The following is a 15,798-nucleotide window of genomic DNA, read 5'->3' as shown; positions in this document are numbered from 1 at the left end:
GAGTTGCGCCCCATGAGCGTCCTGGACATCCTCACCGACGACGAACGCCTCGTCGTCCGGACCGTGCGGGAGTTCGTCGACAGGGACGTCAAGCCCGTCGTCCAGCAGCTGGAGCACACCGACACCTATCCCGAGAACCTCATCGAGCGGATGAAGGAACTCGGCATCTACGGCCTGGCAATCCCGGAGGAGTACGGCGGCAACCCGGTTTCCACACCGTGCTTCGTACTCGTCACCGAGGAACTCGCACGCGGCTGGATGAGCCTGGCCGGAGCGATGGGCGGGCACACCGTCGTCTCCAGGCTCCTGCTGCTGTACGGCACACAGGAGCAGAAGCAGCGGTATCTGCCGAGGCTGGCAACCGGAGCGGTGCGCGCCACGATGGCGCTCACCGAGCCGGGCGGCGGTTCGGACCTGCAGGCGATGACCACCGTCGCGCGCCGCGAGGGCGGAGAGTACGTCGTCAACGGGGCGAAGACCTGGATCACCAACTCCCGCCGCGCCGGCCTGATCGCGCTGCTGTGCAAGACCGACCCGGCCGCCACTCCCCGCCATGCGGGCATCTCGGTCCTGCTCGCCGAGCATGGACCGGGCCTCGTCGTCTCCCGCGACCTGCCCAAACTCGGCTACAAGGGCGTCGAGAGCTGCGAGTTGTCCTTCGAGGACCACCGCGTACCGGCCGACGCGCTGCTGGGCGGCGAGGAGGGCCACGGCTTCACCCAGATGATGAAGGGGCTGGAGACCGGGCGGCTGCAGGTCGCCGCCCGGGCCCTCGGCGTGGGGCGGGCGGCCCTGGAGGACTCGCTGCGCTACGCCCAGGAACGGGAGTCGTTCGGCAAGCCGATCTGGCGCCACCAGTCCATCGGCAACTACCTCGCCGACATGGCGACCAAGCTCATGGCCGCCCGCCAGCTGACGCTGTACGCGGCCCGGGAGGCCGACGCCGGGCGCCGGGTCGACATGGAGGCGGGCATGGCGAAGCTGTTCGCGTCGGAGACAGCGATGGAGATCGCGCTCAACGCCGTGCGGATCCACGGCGGTTACGGCTACTCCACGGAGTTCGACGTGGAGCGGTACTTCCGCGACGCGCCCCTGATGATCGTCGGCGAGGGCACGAACGAGATCCAACGGAACGTGATCGCCGCGCAGTTGGTGGCAAGGGGCGGTCTCGATGGCTGAGCAACCGCAGCGGGAGAGCACGTACTCGCGGCTCGGGAGAGAGTTGCGGGCGGCGATCCTGCGGCACGACTACCCCGACGGGGTCCGGCTGCCCACCGAGGCGGAGCTGGCCGAGACCTACGGGGTGAGTCGGCAGACCGTGCGCCGCGCGTTCCAGGACCTCGTGGCCGAGGGACTGGTCTACCGGGTGCCGGGGCGCGGGACGTTCGCCACGTCTCGCGAGGAGCAGTACCTGCGGCAGTTCGACTCGGTGGACGACCTGATGGGGCTGTCCATCGACACCCGTATGGACGTCGTCACACCCCTGCACCGACGGGTCGACGTCGACGCGGCCGGACGACTGGGCCTGAACACGGACCGGGTGCACAAGCTGGCCTTTCTACGGCTGCACGAGGACGCCGCGTTCTGCCACACGTCGGTCTGGCTGCCGCCCGCCGTCGGCCAACTGCTGGAGTCCGTTGATGAGTTGACGCTGCCGGGCAGGCCGAACGCCTTCACCGTCATCGGCCTGCTCGACCAGCGGCTGCCCGAACCGATCGCGGAGGCCGAGCAGAGCATCACCATCGCCGAAGCCACGCCGGAGATCGCCGAACACCTGGGCTGCGAACCGGGCCGCGCCCTGCTGCGCATCGACCGCGTCTACCAGACGGTCGCCGGTCAGCTCGTCGAACTGGCCATCAGCCACTTCCTGCCCGAGCACTACTCGTACCGGGTGCGGCTGCGGCGCAGCGGTCAGTGATGTCCACGGACACCCACCGACGGCTCTCGCCGCCCTCCCGATCCAAGAGGCCCGGACCTGCGGAAACATCGTGTCCACGTCAACGGAACCGTCGGCAACAAGCGCTTTCTGGCGTGATCGGCCGTGGGGTCGATGTCGTATACAGGTCCGCCGCAACGACTCATGACGGCATCAACGAGCCGCTGCTCGACGCCGAAGGCAACCCGAGCGCGACGACGTACGACTGCCATGTCTGCCACCAGCCGAGCGCCCCGAACTCACCGCCTGCGCCACCCACGACGCGGTCGTCTGCTCCCTGTGCCTGAGCACGGACAAGGTCGGCGACCACGCACTGCCGGCCACCGCGTAGACCCTCCCGCGCCCTCGCCGACATGCTCTTCGACTTCGCCACCGCCCACCTGCGCGTCCCGTGCGCCGACTGCCGACTCGCGGAAGAGGCGGTACTGCACCCCGGCGGCCGTCTCACGTTGAAGGATCTGTACGCCGCCGCCCGCGCCGTCGGCGTCGAGTTCAGCGCCGACGGCCACTTCAGCGGCACCCCGCGCACGGTCGCCTTCAACGCCCAGTGGTTCAGGAACCACGGACGCCATCGGCCCCGTCGGCGCGAAGTCGATGAGCGAGAGCCCCTTCAACCCGGTCGCTCCCGCCTTCGTCAACGCCCTGTGCGACGCGTCCGGCGTCCGCCTGACCGAAGTGCCGCTGACACGCGACCGGGTATGGCTGAGGTTGCGTGATGCGGGTGTGACGGAAGGGAGCGTGAGCAGGGCCTCGTGATCAGAGGGTGGGCAGCTCCTCGTAGAACCCGCCGAACTCCCGTCCCCGGTCGACGAGTTGGACCTCCAGGATCAAGTGGAAGGTGCGCCCGGCCTTGTCGGTGGTTGCGCGCCCAGGCACACGGCTGTACTGCGGGCCGCCTTGGAGGCCGAGGTGCCGGTGCTCGGGGGTTTCTCCGCACGGCCGGAGAAGGGCTCATGAGCGGCAGAGGCCCCGCCCCTCACCACCAGGGCGGCGATGCGGTCCAGGGTGTCGGGGACTGGGTCGCCCGCCCAGATGCGGCACGTGCGCAGGCGCAGGCCGGCCGCCTTCAGCGCCGTACCGATGGCGTACGGGCCCTCGTGCGGCGCGTGTTCCAGGGCCAGGACGTCGTTCGCCGCTGGATCGGGCTTGACCGTGCTCCTCTGGTCGCCGTCAGGCCCATGCGGTGTATCCGCCGTCCACGCGTATGGCGTCGATGCCGCTGACATAGCGGGCGCCGCAGCGGTCCTGGGGCAGGACGAGCTGGGCGCCGGCACGGTCGAGCGGGGTGTCGTCGAGGGTGACCGCGAGGAGTACGGGGGCGCGGCCGAAGTCGGGGTCGATCTCGGCCCAGGAGAGCAGCGTGTGGTGGCCGTCCATGCCGTGCACGGCGATGAGGAAGCGGAGGCGGTCCTTGCGGCGGGCGGGATCGAAGACAGGGCCCGCGTCCATGAGGACGTCGTGCAGAAGCGGGCCGGTGAAGGTGTGGTGCTGGACGCCGCTGGTGGCGCACTCGAAGGCGACGTCGGCACGGTGCTGGGACCAGGCGCGCAGCTCGGGCACCGTCAGCCGGGCCGGTCGGTCCAGGTCGCCGGTGAGGACGAGTTCCGCCGCGGGTCCGGCGGCCGTACGGGCAGCTGCGAGGGTTTGACTCACGGGCTACCACCTCCCGCATGACCGTACCCGGCCCACCCTCCCGTAGAAACGCACATGCCATGTCATCAGATCACAGGCCCGGCTCATGCGATGTGACAGCAGACTTTCGCCTTGCATCTGCGGCAGTATGATCGGCGCATGCACACCTACCGGATCGGGGACGCGGCCGCCTTACTCGGCGTGAGCCCCGACACCGTGCGGCGTCTGGTCGACGCAGGGAAGCTGACCGCCGAACGCGACGAGCTCGGCCACCGGATCATCCCCGGGCCGGCTCTTGCGGCCCACGCCCGCGAGACACATCGGGCGGAACGGGAGTCCACCGGCTCCTCGGCACGCAACCGGTTGTCCGGCATCGTCACCGACGTGATTCTCGGGGACGTCTCCGCGCAGGTGGAGATCCAGGCCGGACCGTTCCGGGTGGTGGCCATGGTCAGCCGAGTGTCGGCTGAGGAGCTGAAGCTGGAGCCCGGTGTTCCGGCGGTAGCCGTGATCAAGTCGACCAACGTGGTCGTCGAGAGACCGTGGAAAAGGTCGCAAGACCGTGGCTGAGTCCGTCAGGACCAGAGGGAGTGGACCCGTGATGACCCGTTCCGTGCGTCGGAACCGCCGGATGCTGCAGGTGACCGGCGTGAGCACCGCCGCGCTGCTGGCCCTGAGCGCCTGTTCGTCCTCCGACTCGAACTCCACCAAGTCCGGCCCTTCGGCGTCGGCGTCCTCGTCGCCGAAGCTGTCGGGCACGGTGACCGTCTTCGCCGCCGCCTCGCTCAAGGAGAGCTTCACAACACTGGGCCAGGAGTTCGAGAAGGCCCACCCGGGCACCAAGGTGACCTTCAGCTTCGGTGGCAGTGACACCCTCGCCGCACAGATCACCGGCGGCGCCCCGGCCGACGTGTTCGCCGCCGCGAGCCCCAAGACGATGAAGATCGTGACGGACAAGAAGGACGCGGTCGGCACGCCCGCCACCTTCGTCCGCAACCAGCTGGAGATCGCCACCCTGCCGGGCAACCCGGACAAGGTCGCCTCCCTCAAGGACCTCACCAAGTCCTCGCTGAAGGTCGTGCTGTGCGACAAGACGGTGCCCTGCGGCGCCGCCGCGCAGAAGGCGCTGGACGCGAGCAAGCTCAAGCTGACCCCGGTCTCCTACGAGGAGGACGTCAAGTCCGCCTTGAACAAGGTGGTGTTGAAGGAGGCCGACGCCGCGGTCGTCTACAAGACCGATGTGAAGGCGGCGGGCAGCAAGGTGCGGGGCGTGGAGTTCCCCGAGTCCGCCCACGCCGTCAACGACTATCCGATCACCCTCCTCAAGGACGCGCCCAACGCGGAGGCCGCCAAGGCGTTCATCGCCCTGGTGCAGTCCGCCGAGGGCCAGAAGGTCCTGACCGAGGCCGGATTCCTCAAGCCGTGACCTCTTCCTCCCCGGACAGGACCGACGCCGCGGACACCGTCACGGGTGGCCCGCGGCGCCGGCGTGTCCTCAAGGGTGTGCACGGGGGCGCCCCGTTGCCTCTCCTGCTGCCCGCGCTGATCGGCCTGGCCTTCCTGATCCTGCCGCTCGTCGCCCTGCTGATCCGGGCCCCGTGGCGGAGCATGCCCGACCTGCTCACCAGTACCGAGGTGTGGCAGGCGCTACAGCTGTCCCTGGTCTGCGCGACGGCGGCGACCGCGGTGAGCCTGGTGATCGGGGTGCCGCTGGCCTGGCTACTGGCCCGGGTCGAGTTCCCGGGACGGGGTGTCGTACGGGCCCTGGTCACCCTGCCGCTCGTCCTGCCGCCCGTGGTGGGCGGCGTGGCGCTGCTCATGGCGCTCGGGCGCAATGGGGTCGTCGGGAAGTGGCTGGACTCCTGGTTCGGCGTCACCCTGCCGTTCACCACTGCGGGAGTCGTGGTCGCCGAAGCATTCGTGGCAATGCCGTTCCTGGTCATCAGCGTCGAGGGCACCCTGCGGGCGGCCGACCCGCGCTACGAGGAGGCGGCCACCACGCTCGGCGCCTCCCGCTTCACCGCCTTCCGCCGGGTCACCCTGCCGCTGATCGCCCCCGGTGTCGCGGCGGGCGCCGTGCTGGCCTGGGCGCGGGCGCTGGGCGAGTTCGGTGCGACGATCACCTTCGCCGGCAACTTCCCCGGCCGTACCCAGACCATGCCCCTCGCCGTCTACCTCGCCCTCCAGAACGACCCGGAGGCGGCGATCGCCCTCAGCCTGGTCCTGCTCGCCGTGTCGATCGCGGTGCTGGCAGGGCTGCGAGACCGCTGGATGACCGCCTCATGACCGACATCGACAAGGCCGCCGTGGGCGCTCCCACCCTCACCGGCGAGGGGCTTGATGCGCGGCTGCTGGTCGAGCGCGGCTCCTTCCGCCTCGACGTGACACTGAGCGCGGCGCCCGGTGACGTCGTCGCCCTCCTGGGCCCCAACGGCGCCGGCAAGACCACCGCCCTGCGCGCCCTGGCCGGACTCGTCCCGCTCACCGGCGGCCATCTGCGGCTGGACGGCGTCGAGTTGGACCGTACGCCGCCCGAGTCCCGCCCGGTCGGCGTCGTGTTCCAGGACTACCTGCTCTTCCCGCACCTCACCGCACTGGACAACGTGGCCTTCGGGCCGCGCTGCCACGGCGCCACCAAGGCCGAGGCCCGCGCCGGGGCTGCCGTATGGCTGGAGCGCATGGGCCTCACCGGCCACGCCGGGGCAAAACCCCGCCACCTCTCCGGCGGCCAGGCCCAGCGCGTCGCCCTCGCCCGGGCCCTCGCCACCAACCCGCGCCTGCTGCTCCTCGACGAACCGCTCGCCGCCCTCGACGCCCGCACCCGCCTCGACATCCGGGCCCAGCTCCGCCACCACCTGGCCGACTTCGAGGCCGTCGCCGTACTCGTCACGCACGACCCACTGGACGCGATGGTCCTGGCCGACCACCTGGTCGTCATCGAGGACGGCCGTATCGTCCAGGAGGGCACCCCCGCACACATCGCCCGCCACCCCCGCACCGACTACATCGCCCACCTGGTCGGCCTGAACCTCTACCGGGGGGAGGCCGAAGGCCACATGGTGCGCCTCGAAGGCGGACCCGGCATCACGACCGAGGAGGACCTCACCGGCCCGGTCTTCGTGGCCTTCCCGCCCAGCGCGGTCACCCTGTACCGGGACCGTCCCACCGGCGCCAGCGCCCGCAACCTCTGGCAGTGCGAGGTGGCCGGCCTGGAGACCCACGGCGACCAGATCCGCGCCGCTCTCACCGGCGAACTCCCCCTCGCCGCCGACCTCACCACGGTCGCCGCCGCGGAACTCGACCTGCACCCCGGCGCCACGGTCTGGGCGGCGGTGAAGGCGGCTCAGACGCACGCGTACCCCGCCTGAGGTGACCCGCCGAACCCGTCGGGCGGGATCTGTGAGCTGTGGCTCGGCCTCTGCCTCGCCGTTGCGACGACGCGCGCGAGGCGCGCCTCCGCAGGGCTACGGTGGGCGCACAGCACCCCCAAAGGTGAACAAATCACCCGACGCCTGCCATGCTGTTCGGTTCTCGCGCGGACGCCGAAGACGGCGGCGAGGAGGTCGGGGGTGAGCACCTCCAGGACCGGGCCCGCCGCCGCGACGCCTCCGTCCCGCAGGACAACCAGGTGGTCGCAGAGGCGGGCGGCGAGGTCGAGGTCGTGGAGCACGGCGAGGGTGGTGACGCCGGTGGCGCGGATCAGGTCCAGGAGTTCGAACCAGGCCCGGATGTCGAGGTGGTTGGTGAGCTCGTCCAGCACGAGGAGCTCTGGCTCCTGCGCCAACGCCCGTGCGTGCAGCACGCGTTGGCGTTCGCCGCCGGTGGGGGAGGCGTAGTCGCGGTCCGCGAAGGGCCGTACGCCGCAGCGGTCGATGGCGTCCGACAAGGCTCCGTGATCCTCGGGTCCGTCACGGCCGAGCAGCCCGTGGTGAGGTGCGCGGCCGAGGGCCACGATCTCGGCGACGTCTGGCCGGTGGTGTCGCCGCCGCGTCCTGAAGGACGGCCGCTGTACGGCGCGTCGCGGCGCGCGGCTGGTCTGACGTGCGTGGTCGGGCTTCTGAATGAGTGCCGCCGAGGGTGCCGGGGCGACCGCCCCGACACCCTCCTGCGAGCGCGGCTCAGCCCGCCGTCAGCCCGGCGGGCTCCTCCGATTCCTCCAGCAGATCCATCAGGCTCGCCCGGGCGCGGGCCACGCGGGAGCGGACCGTGCCGATCGGGCAGTCGCTGACCTCGGCGGCCTCCGCGTACGGGAGACCGACCAGCTGGGTGAGGACGAACGCCTCTCGGCGCTCCTCGGGCAGGGCAGCCAGCAGGTCCAGCAGGGCGATGCCGTCGTCGAAGCCGGGCAGGTCGCGCGGCTGGGACAGTTCGACGGCCAGCTGCCAGTCCGGCACGTCGGACAGGCGGGGCCGGGCGGCGGCGTAGCGGTAGCTGTCGATGACGGCCCGGCGGGCGATGGACAGCAGCCACGCACGCGCCGAGGAGCGGCCCTCGAAGCGGTGCAGGCTGCCGAGTGCGCGCAGGAACGTGTCCTGCGCGAGGTCGTCCACGGCCTGCGGGTCGGCGCACAAGTGCGCGACGTAGCGCTGGACATCGCGCTGCAGGGCGCGCACGAACTGCTCGACGGCGTCCGCATCGCCGCCCCGGGCGGCGAGCGCCCAGGCCGTGATCGACTCGTCGAGCGCCGCCGCTCTGTCCTGTGTGGCGCGCGAGGTCGGCGAGGCAGAGGTGATCACCTGGTGTCCTTCTCGGGTCGACCGTGATCCGGACCGGGGCGCGCGAGGGCGCGAGCGGTCCGGTGAGTGGGGGTTCGGCCTACGGCACAAGGGCGCTACGGCGCCGGTGCGGCCGTACGGCCGTGGCCCGAGGCGCGCACGGGCAGCCTCGGGAAGCCAGCTGTCGTCAGGCGACAGCCGTCCCCATGGGAGGCCCCCGAGAGGTGATCGCGTGGACGAGCAGGAGAAGACGCGGCGCTCGGTGCGAGCGGCGGCGCCGCAGGTCCGGGCGTGGGCGCTCCGGGGTGTCCGGCAGGGCGAGCAGCAGCCGTAGCGGTGCGGCCAGCCATCCGGCGACGGCCCGGAGGATACGGAAGGCGGCCTTCTCGCCGTACGCCAACCACAGCCCGCACAGCAGCGCGGCCACAAGATGGGCGAGGAGCATCCCGGCCGACGGCGAAGTGCCGGTCGCTGCATGACCCATGTGATCCATGTGGGTCATGTCCATGGAGTCCATGTGCATCGAGCCCAAGCCGCTCATGTCCATGGAGGCCGACGAGCCGACTGCCTCGGTCGTCGACTGGGCGAACGAGAACGCTTCGTGCAGCACCGTCTGCGCGGCGACCACGACCGCCACGATCAACGGCAGCCCGCGCTCACGGCCCGCCAGACACCAACCCACGCCGCTGGTTCCGGCCGCTCCGGCGGCCAGCGTCCAGGCAGGCACATCGCTGCCGGACATCAGGGTGTGGCCCAGGGCGGCGAGCAGCACACAGACGGCCGCGAACACCGCGGCCCGTATCGTGCGAGAACATCACCCTGCTGTCATGGCGCCTCATCCTTGCATCCGGGCGTCACACGTCATGCAGGGGTACGGAATCCCACAGGTGCCCCCGCTCAATTCACAGGGTGTGATCCAGACCACGGAAATCGGCGGGAACTCGGCGGGACTTCGGCCCGACATCTCCCCAGGAAGGCGCATGTGCAGGAGCCGATGCGCTCCGGGTGGATGGTCTCGCGCGGCCACAGCGTCAGGGCGAACAGCGCGAGGGGAGGGCCAGTGACGATTTCCATGGACCGCGTTCTGGACGACGTCGCCCTGTACTGGCTGACGCGAACCGGCGCATCGGGGGCCCGCATCCACTACGAAAGTCACACACTCGCTCGATCCAGAACTTCGGGTCGGCGTCCCGTCAGCCAACAGTATGTATCCCCCGCGACATCGAGAAGTGTCCGCGCCCCTGGGCACGGAGCGGTACCGGCGGATCGACCGATGGAAATCGCCCGAAGCCGGGGACATTTCCCGTGGCGCGCGGGGCATCGTTTGCAGCGCTGCGAGGTGCCGGCCCAGTGGAGCAATCGTCCGGGACGTTCGCTTCAGGCGTTGAACACAGCGTTGCGCCGTAGCTGTTCTGCGCACCACCGGAAGTGCCCGTCGCTGTCGTCCATGCCGAAAAGGTCGTATGTGGTCAGAGCGTATGCGGCCTGATACGTGGTGAGGGTTTCTGGCGCGTACCCGAGCTCGTCGGCGAAGAGCCGGGTGAGTTCCGCGGTGTGCTCCTCGGCGTGCGGCCCGTACATGTCCCAGATGGCAGCGGTGACGGCGGCCTCGAAGGACGGGTCGCCTGCGGTTGTGTAGAAGCCGAAGTCCAGCACCGCCACGGGCCGGCCGGCCGCGTCGACGTGGATGTTGGGCGGGACGAGGTCGCCGTGGATCGCTGTCACCGGGGCGTCAGGGAGTGAGCGCAGTGCCTTTTGCGTGCGTTCAACTCCTGCGTAGAAATCGGACACGTAGGCAGTCAGGGCAGTACCGTGCCGGGCTGTGGCCCGGGCGACCAGAGCCGCGAGCGCGTTGCGGAAGCAGTCGTGACCGCGCCACAGTGGACGATCGTCACCCTGGACAGTCAACTGGCGCATGGCCTCGGTGCCGGGCACGGAGGCCAGACCACGCAGAACGGCAAGTAGCGCATCGGTGTGCTGGGTGGACAGCTCGCGCTCATAGTCCGCGTGTGCGGAGTCGACCCGCATCGCGAGCCCGGGCAGCTCACGCTCGTACGTCACCAGGACGCCCTCGTGGTCCTCAACGTCCAGGATCTCCGGGGTGGAGAACGGCAACGGGTGCCGCGCAATCTCCGCGTACACCTGGCGGGCGAGCTCGAAGTCGGCCGGCGGCCTGCCGCTCCACACCTTGGCGACTCGGCCCTCGCCCAGTCCGTAGACGACGCCCTCAACACCAGCGCCGATACGGCGGACGCCCATGTGCCCGCACTCGGCGAAGTACGCGAGCCATCGGTCGGAGAGTGAGGTTTCCGCGTTCGGAATGTTCTCCATCCGCGTATTGGACCAGCAGCCACACCGGCCTCACTGGGCATTTTCGGGCTGTACCTCGCCCGCACGCACCGGGAGCGGGCGCGCCTCACCGTTCAGGCCGTCGTCGCCCGACTGCCCGGCGTCCGCGGTCCGACAGGTCACCAGGGCAGCGGGCCGTTGACGTCGAAGAAGCCGCCGGTGGGTCCGTCGGGCGCGACCTGCGCCATGCGCACGATGACCCGGGCGGCCTGCTCGACGGTCTGGGTGCCGGTGTTGCCGTTGAGGTCCGTCTTGGTGAAACCGGGCTCGACGGAGTTGATCCGCATGTTCGGGAACGCCTTCGCGAACTGCACGGTGAGCATGTTGACCGCCGTCTTGGACGTCGGGTAGGCGACGCCCGGGTAGAAGTGCGCGGGGTGGTCGGGGTCGGAGAGATAGGTCAGCGAGGCCAGGCCGCTGCTGACGTTGACCACGACCGGCGCGGCCGAGCGCTGCAGCAGGGGCAGGAAGGCGTGGGTGACGCGGACGACGCCGAAGACGTTCGTCTCGAAGGTGTTCCGCATCTGGTCGGCGGTCACGGTCTCGGCGGTGGGCACGCTGTTTCCCTCGCCGCGGGTCTCGATCCCGGCGTTGTTGATCAGTACATCGAGTCCGCCGTCGGCCGCGATGGTCTTGGCCGCGGCCTCGACCGTGGCGTCGTCGGTGACGTCGAGCAGGACGAAGCGTGCGCCCAGCTGTTCGGCGGCCCGGCGTCCGCGCTCGGCATCGCGGGCCCCCACGTACACGGTGTGACCTGCGGCGATGAGCTGGCGGGCGGCCTCGTGGCCGATGCCCTTGTTGGCTCCGGTGATCAGTGTTGTCGTCATGCGTCCAGACTGCGGCGCGCCACCCCGATCAGCCAGGAGACCCTTCTTCCTGGGACTCGGAGTACCAGGCACATGTGCGGCCCGCGGTGTTCACTGGGGGCATGACGGCGACGGAACTCGGACGGGCGCTGCGGCGCTGGCGCGACCGGGTCGCCCCGGAGGCGGCGGGGCTGCCCTCCGGCGGCCACCGGCGGGCGGCCGGTCTGCGGCGCGAGGAGCTGGCCCTGCTCGCCGGGATCTCGGCCGACTACATCACGCGTCTCGAGCAGGGGCGGGCGGCCAATCCCTCCGGGCAGGTCGTCGAGGCGCTGGCCCGGGCGCTGCGGCTGTCCGGGGACGAGCGCGCGTATCTGTACGGCCTTGCCGAGCTGGTGCCGCCGGGTCCCGACATGGTGCCCGGGTTCATCACGCCCAGCGTCCAGCGGCTGCTGGACCGGCTGGTGGACACGCCTGTCGCGGTCTCCGACGCGGCCATGACGCTGCTGCTGGCCAACCCGATGTACGCGGCGCTGATGGGCGACCCGTCGGGCCTGCGCGGGTTCGAACGCAACGGCGTGTGGCGCAACTTCCTCGGCTTGCCGAGCCGAGTGCGGCACACGCCGGAGGAGTGGAATGCCTTCCAGGTCGGCATGGTCTCCGAGCTGCGGACGACCGCCGCGCGTTATCCGACCGACCGTCAACTGCGGCGTCTGATAGCGGAGTTGCGCGTGAAGAGCGAGCGGTTCGCCCAGCTGTGGGACGCGGGTGTCGTCGGCCGGCTGGCGGCCTCGCGCAAGACGGTCGAGCATCCGCAGGTGGGCGTGCTCACGCTGGACTGCGACCTGCTCCGGGTGGAGGAGAACGACCTGCACATCCTCGTCTACTCCGCCGAACCGGGCACCGAGGCCGCCGAGAAGCTGGATCTCATCTCCGTGATCGGCACGCAGAACCTGGCCGGGAAGGTCTAGCGGAGCTTCGGCCAGGGGGTTCCCCGGACGGGCCAGGACGCGAGCTCTCGACGCTTGGCGGCCCGGGTGGAACGCTCGACCGCACGCAGCGTCCGCTGTGCACGGACTTCGCGCTGCGCCTGCCGGTCTCGCGCCCGGCCGAGACGCGGGTCGCGAACGCGCCGCTGCTCGCACTGTTCACCGAGCTGATGGAGGAGCTCGAGGACGTCCATCTGCTGCGTTCGGGCTTCACGGCGCGCCGGATGGCCGCCATCACCCTGCAGACGGTCACGTTCAAACGCCCGGTCGAGCGGGCAGGAGGGGACCCACCCGCTCACCGCGGACGAGATCTGGGACTACTGCACCAACGGCCTCACGCGCGGCTGACAGCCTGCGAACCGGCGCCACAACGCAGGCGGGGCTTGTTCGCAGGCCGCGACGCCCACCGCGCGCCGCCGCTCAACGTGCCACACGCCGCGGGGCGCCCTGAGCTCCGGGCGCGAGAGCCCTGCGTATCGCCCGGGTGACGATCGGGGGCAGCAGGTCCACGCCGATGCGACGGACCCGGGAGCGGGGGCGGCGGGTCGCGGAAGCCGGAGGGGCGGCGGGAGCGGGGGCAGCGGCCCGCGCCGGGGATTTGGGCGACTCGGGCGCCGTGTAGTGCCGGGAGCGCGGGAAGGGCGGCGGCTGCATTCCCTTCTGGGCGCGGGTGCGGACCAGACAGTGCCCCGCGGCCTCCTGGACGCTCAGTCCGACGTCCGTACGGTCCCTGAGCATCGCCAGCAGCTCCTCCTGCACCGGTTCGGGATCACCCCAAGTGCCGTACAGCTTCTGGGTGCTGAGACAGATGGGGCGCAGTCCGCGGTTGAGCACGGCCTCCCAGGTGGCGACCGAGACGCCGGGGGTGTGCTCGGAGCGGAAGTCGTCGAGGACGACGATGCCGTCGGGCACCAGGAGGTCGCGGGCGGCGCCGATGTCGTCGTGGACGTGCTCGTACAGGTGCGAGGCGTCGATGTGGACGAAGCGGCAGCTGCCCGGGGCCACTTCCTTCGAGATCACGGAGGTGGGGGCCTCGATCACCCTGGGCAGGGTGTCGTGGAAGGAGAGGTAGTTGCGCTCGAAGGCCTGTCGGGTGAGTGAGGAGTACGACTTCGCCGTCTCGGCTCGGTTGGCTCCGTCCGGGGCGTCGCCGCCGAAGAGGTCGCAGACGGTGAACTCCTCGCCGTCCTGGCGGTGTTGGCCGAGCAGGATCGCGCTCTTGCCCATGTAGGCGCCGAGTTCGAGCAAGTCGCCCCGGAAACCACGCGTCTCCTGCCGCTCGAGGAACCAGGTGAACAGGGCCTGGTCCAAGGGCGGAAACCAGCCCGGGACGTCTTTGAGCTCGCCGGGATTGTTGTCAGTTGCTTGTGCAGTCGCCATGAAAGGGAACCTACTCACTGGGGACCGAACAAACTGTCGCCCGCCTGAACGTCCAGTGAACAGCTCGCCGCCCCCGTCACCCGGCGCCGGGAAAGCCGTCCCCGGCACCGGCCGGGCGGCCGGATTCCCACACGCGCTCGAACTCGGCCTGGAAGTGTTCGTACCAGTGGCCGTCGCGCCCCGGCTTCACCGTGAAGACGGCGTCGCCGCTGGCTGAGCTGTGGGAGTAGACGTCGACGTGGATGATTCCGTTCGACCGTCCGGGATCGAGGAGCATCAGCCCGTGGGCGGGCACGAAGGGCAGGAACCTGACCTCGACCCTGCCGTCCACGCCCGGTCTCTCCACGAGTTCCTTGAGGAGGTCGATCGAGGGGCGCAACCGGTTCTCGTAGACCTCGGGCCGGTTGGCGATGATGCTGCGCCGGGCGGCCTCCGCGGGTGCCGTGGACGTGGGGTCGATGAGTGCCACCTTGACGACTGCGCCGGCTGTGGCGCGGTGCTCCAGTTCGTCGACGAGGTTGCGCAGGGTGCGGGCGAGGGTGATGCCGACGATCCTGATGTCCCGTGCGGCGCGGACCTGTTCGACGGCCTCGGGCTTGTCGCTGGTGAAGAAGTCCACCGCGGAGACCTCACCGGAACGGCCGGCCCGGACCTCCGCGGCCAGGTCGGCGATCTGGCGTCGGCTGCCCAGCAGACTCCCGGCCAGCAGGGCGAGCGTCGCCAGGGTGGCGGCGGCGAGGACCTTGCCGCCGGCCACGTCGAACACGCCGAGTACGGCGAGGGTCAGGGAGAGGAGCGCCGTGACGTAGAGCTCAAGGTTCTCTCCTGCGGAGAGGTCGCCGCGCAGTCGCCGTAGGAAACGCATGCCGATCATCGTCCGGACCCCGGCGGGCATCCGTCAACGCCGCGACAGGTGCCCTCAGGTGGACTCGCGCACCACCAGGCGGCACGGCACGGTGTGCACCCCGGGGACCGCCTCGGAGTCGATGGCCTCCAGCAGTTTCAGGGCGGCGATGCGGCCGATCTCGGTGAGGTCCATGTCGATCGTGGTCAGCGGCGGGCGGCAGGCCAGGGCCATGGTGTCCCAGTTGTCGTAGCCGACGACGGCGATCTGGCCGGGTACGTCCACGCCCCGCTCGCGCAGTGCGTCGGCCACGCCTCGCGCGATCTGGTCGTTGCCGCAGAAGACGGCGTCCGTGTCGGGGGCCGTGCGCAGGACGGCGTCGGCGGCCCGGCGGCCCCAGGCCTCGCTCCACTCCCCGAAGTGGACGCGTCCGGTGGCGAGTTGGAGGGAGGAGCGGGCGAGCAGGTCGACTGCGTGGCGGGCGCGGTCGCGGGCGGCCGCGTGGTGTTCGGGGCCGGTGACGTGGGCGATTTTCGTGCGTCCGGTGGCGAGCAGGTGCTCGACGGCGAGGTGGGCGCCGCCCCGGTCGTCCGAGACCACCGAGGTGTCGCAGGGGTCGGTGGACGGGGAGAGCGCGTAGACGACCGGGATGCCGTCGAGGCCCTTCAGGGGCGGGCGGGGATCCGTGCGGCGGCCGGTGACGATGATGCCGTCGACCCGGCGGTCCATGAGGTTGCGCAGATGGTGCTGCTCGCGGATGGTGTCGCCCCGGGTGTCGCACAGCAGCACCGAGATCTTCCCGGCGCCCAGCGCGTCTTCTGCGCCCAGCAGCACGGGGGTGCTGAAGCGGCCGATGCCGTCCGTCGTCATCAGCCCGACCGTCCAGCTGCGCCCGGTGTGCAGGCTCTGCGCATGCTGGTTGGGGCGGAAGCCGAGCGTCTCCACGGCGTCCAGCACCCGCTGCCGGGTCTCCGGGCGCATCCGGCCGCTGCCGCTCAGCGCCTTGGAGGCCGTGCCGACGCTGACGCCGGCGAGGGCGGCGACGTCGGCGAGCTTCGCCCGGCCGGCGAAGGTGGATCGCGGAGCGGCTTCGGTCACGGGCAATCCTTTTCTCAGCGGTCGTTCTTCGTCGATCAATGGTCGTTCATCG

General features: G+C 70.7%; 16 protein-coding genes and 3 pseudogenes. 10 read left to right on the top strand and 9 right to left on the bottom strand.

Features of this window, described 5'->3' with window-relative positions:
• Nucleotides 1–12 precede the first annotated feature (12 nt).
• From EDD92_RS43255 to EDD92_RS43240, 4 genes and pseudogenes are all read left to right on the top strand, one after another.
• The gene (locus EDD92_RS43255) at nucleotides 13–1,179 is read left to right on the top strand and encodes an acyl-CoA dehydrogenase family protein (RefSeq protein WP_123969323.1); all 1,167 of its coding nucleotides are present in this window, start codon (nucleotides 13–15) and stop codon (nucleotides 1,177–1,179) included.
• Complete coding sequence (locus EDD92_RS43250) at nucleotides 1,172–1,918, top strand: GntR family transcriptional regulator (protein ID WP_123969322.1); 747 nt, start codon at nucleotides 1,172–1,174, stop codon at nucleotides 1,916–1,918. Before EDD92_RS43255 ends, EDD92_RS43250 begins: the two co-directional genes overlap by 8 nt.
• Before the next feature lie 158 nt (nucleotides 1,919–2,076).
• A pseudogene (locus EDD92_RS51710) lies at nucleotides 2,077–2,267 on the top strand (allantoin permease); the annotation flags it as partial.
• Nucleotides 2,266–2,692 (top strand): annotated as a pseudogene (locus EDD92_RS43240) (aldehyde oxidase); the annotation flags it as partial. The pseudogenes EDD92_RS51710 and EDD92_RS43240, both read left to right, overlap by 2 nt.
• Nucleotides 2,693–3,106: 414 nt before the next feature.
• On the opposite strand, the gene EDD92_RS43230 reads toward EDD92_RS43240, so the two are convergent.
• On the bottom strand, nucleotides 3,107–3,589 hold the full coding sequence (locus EDD92_RS43230; RefSeq protein ID WP_123969321.1) for a molybdopterin-dependent oxidoreductase: 483 nt from the start codon (nucleotides 3,587–3,589) through the stop codon (nucleotides 3,107–3,109).
• 138 nt (nucleotides 3,590–3,727) lie between these two features.
• Between EDD92_RS43230 and EDD92_RS43225 the strand changes: the two genes are divergently transcribed.
• The 4 genes from EDD92_RS43225 to EDD92_RS43210 are packed head-to-tail and all read left to right on the top strand — an operon-like array spanning nucleotide 3,728 to nucleotide 6,936.
• Nucleotides 3,728–4,138 (top strand): molybdopterin-binding protein, encoded by a 411-nt coding sequence (locus EDD92_RS43225; RefSeq protein WP_185124317.1) that lies wholly within the window; start codon nucleotides 3,728–3,730, stop codon nucleotides 4,136–4,138.
• Between the two features lie 31 nt (nucleotides 4,139–4,169).
• Entirely contained in the window at nucleotides 4,170–4,994 is an 825-nt protein-coding gene (gene modA, locus EDD92_RS43220; protein ID WP_123969320.1) for a molybdate ABC transporter substrate-binding protein, read from the top strand.
• Nucleotides 4,991–5,854, top strand: coding sequence for a molybdate ABC transporter permease subunit (modB, locus tag EDD92_RS43215; RefSeq protein ID WP_123969319.1), 864 nt, complete (start codon nucleotides 4,991–4,993; stop codon nucleotides 5,852–5,854). The genes modA and modB overlap by 4 nt, the downstream gene beginning before the upstream one ends.
• Nucleotides 5,851–6,936 (top strand): ABC transporter ATP-binding protein, encoded by a 1,086-nt coding sequence (locus EDD92_RS43210; RefSeq protein WP_123969318.1) that lies wholly within the window; start codon nucleotides 5,851–5,853, stop codon nucleotides 6,934–6,936. Before modB ends, EDD92_RS43210 begins: the two co-directional genes overlap by 4 nt.
• Here EDD92_RS43210 and EDD92_RS43205 read toward each other — a convergent pair.
• From EDD92_RS43205 to EDD92_RS43195, 3 genes are all read right to left on the bottom strand, one after another.
• Nucleotides 6,912–7,520, bottom strand: coding sequence for an ABC transporter ATP-binding protein (locus EDD92_RS43205; RefSeq protein WP_399185146.1), 609 nt, complete (start codon nucleotides 7,518–7,520; stop codon nucleotides 6,912–6,914). The two genes, EDD92_RS43210 and EDD92_RS43205, sit on opposite strands and share 25 nt — an antisense overlap.
• A 166-nt stretch (nucleotides 7,521–7,686) precedes the next feature.
• Entirely contained in the window at nucleotides 7,687–8,304 is a 618-nt protein-coding gene (locus tag EDD92_RS43200; protein WP_123969317.1) for a sigma-70 family RNA polymerase sigma factor, read from the bottom strand.
• Nucleotides 8,305–8,470: 166 nt separating this feature from the next.
• A complete protein-coding gene (locus EDD92_RS43195) occupies nucleotides 8,471–9,073 on the bottom strand; it encodes a hypothetical protein (RefSeq protein ID WP_311736800.1) in 603 nt (200 codons plus the stop codon).
• 273 nt (nucleotides 9,074–9,346) lie between these two features.
• On the opposite strand from EDD92_RS43195, the pseudogene EDD92_RS43190 reads away from it, so the two are divergent.
• Nucleotides 9,347–9,578, top strand: a pseudogene (locus EDD92_RS43190) (epoxide hydrolase); the annotation flags it as partial.
• Between the two features lie 82 nt (nucleotides 9,579–9,660).
• Here the strand turns inward: EDD92_RS43190 and EDD92_RS43185 are convergent.
• Together EDD92_RS43185 and EDD92_RS43180 are read right to left on the bottom strand one after the other, a co-directional pair.
• Nucleotides 9,661–10,614: an aminoglycoside phosphotransferase family protein gene (locus EDD92_RS43185; protein ID WP_123969316.1), complete on the bottom strand. Its 954-nt coding sequence runs from the start codon at nucleotides 10,612–10,614 to the stop codon at nucleotides 9,661–9,663.
• 137 nt (nucleotides 10,615–10,751) lie between these two features.
• The gene (locus EDD92_RS43180) at nucleotides 10,752–11,459 is read right to left on the bottom strand and encodes an SDR family oxidoreductase (RefSeq protein ID WP_123969315.1); all 708 of its coding nucleotides are present in this window, start codon (nucleotides 11,457–11,459) and stop codon (nucleotides 10,752–10,754) included.
• A gap of 101 nt (nucleotides 11,460–11,560) precedes the next feature.
• Between EDD92_RS43180 and EDD92_RS43175 the strand changes: the two genes are divergently transcribed.
• Nucleotides 11,561–12,406: a helix-turn-helix transcriptional regulator gene (locus EDD92_RS43175; RefSeq protein WP_123969314.1), complete on the top strand. Its 846-nt coding sequence runs from the start codon at nucleotides 11,561–11,563 to the stop codon at nucleotides 12,404–12,406.
• 438 nt (nucleotides 12,407–12,844) lie between these two features.
• On the opposite strand, the gene EDD92_RS43170 is transcribed toward EDD92_RS43175, so the two are convergent.
• The 3 genes from EDD92_RS43170 to EDD92_RS43160 form a co-directional block, all read right to left on the bottom strand.
• Entirely contained in the window at nucleotides 12,845–13,804 is a 960-nt protein-coding gene (locus EDD92_RS43170; RefSeq protein WP_123969313.1) for a class I SAM-dependent methyltransferase, read from the bottom strand.
• A gap of 76 nt (nucleotides 13,805–13,880) precedes the next feature.
• On the bottom strand, nucleotides 13,881–14,669 hold the full coding sequence (locus EDD92_RS43165) for a hypothetical protein (protein ID WP_260327165.1): 789 nt from the start codon (nucleotides 14,667–14,669) through the stop codon (nucleotides 13,881–13,883).
• A 54-nt stretch (nucleotides 14,670–14,723) separates the two neighbouring features.
• Nucleotides 14,724–15,746 carry a LacI family DNA-binding transcriptional regulator gene (locus EDD92_RS43160; protein WP_123969311.1) on the bottom strand — a complete coding sequence of 341 codons (1,023 nt, stop codon included), beginning with the start codon at nucleotides 15,744–15,746 and terminating at the stop codon, nucleotides 14,724–14,726.
• Nucleotides 15,747–15,798 lie beyond the last annotated feature (52 nt).

Origin of the sequence: Streptomyces sp. TLI_185 (assembly GCF_003814765.1) — a bacterium.
Taxonomy (GTDB): Bacteria; Actinomycetota; Actinomycetes; order Streptomycetales; family Streptomycetaceae; genus Streptomyces.
This window is presented reverse-complemented; position numbering and strand designations above follow the sequence as displayed.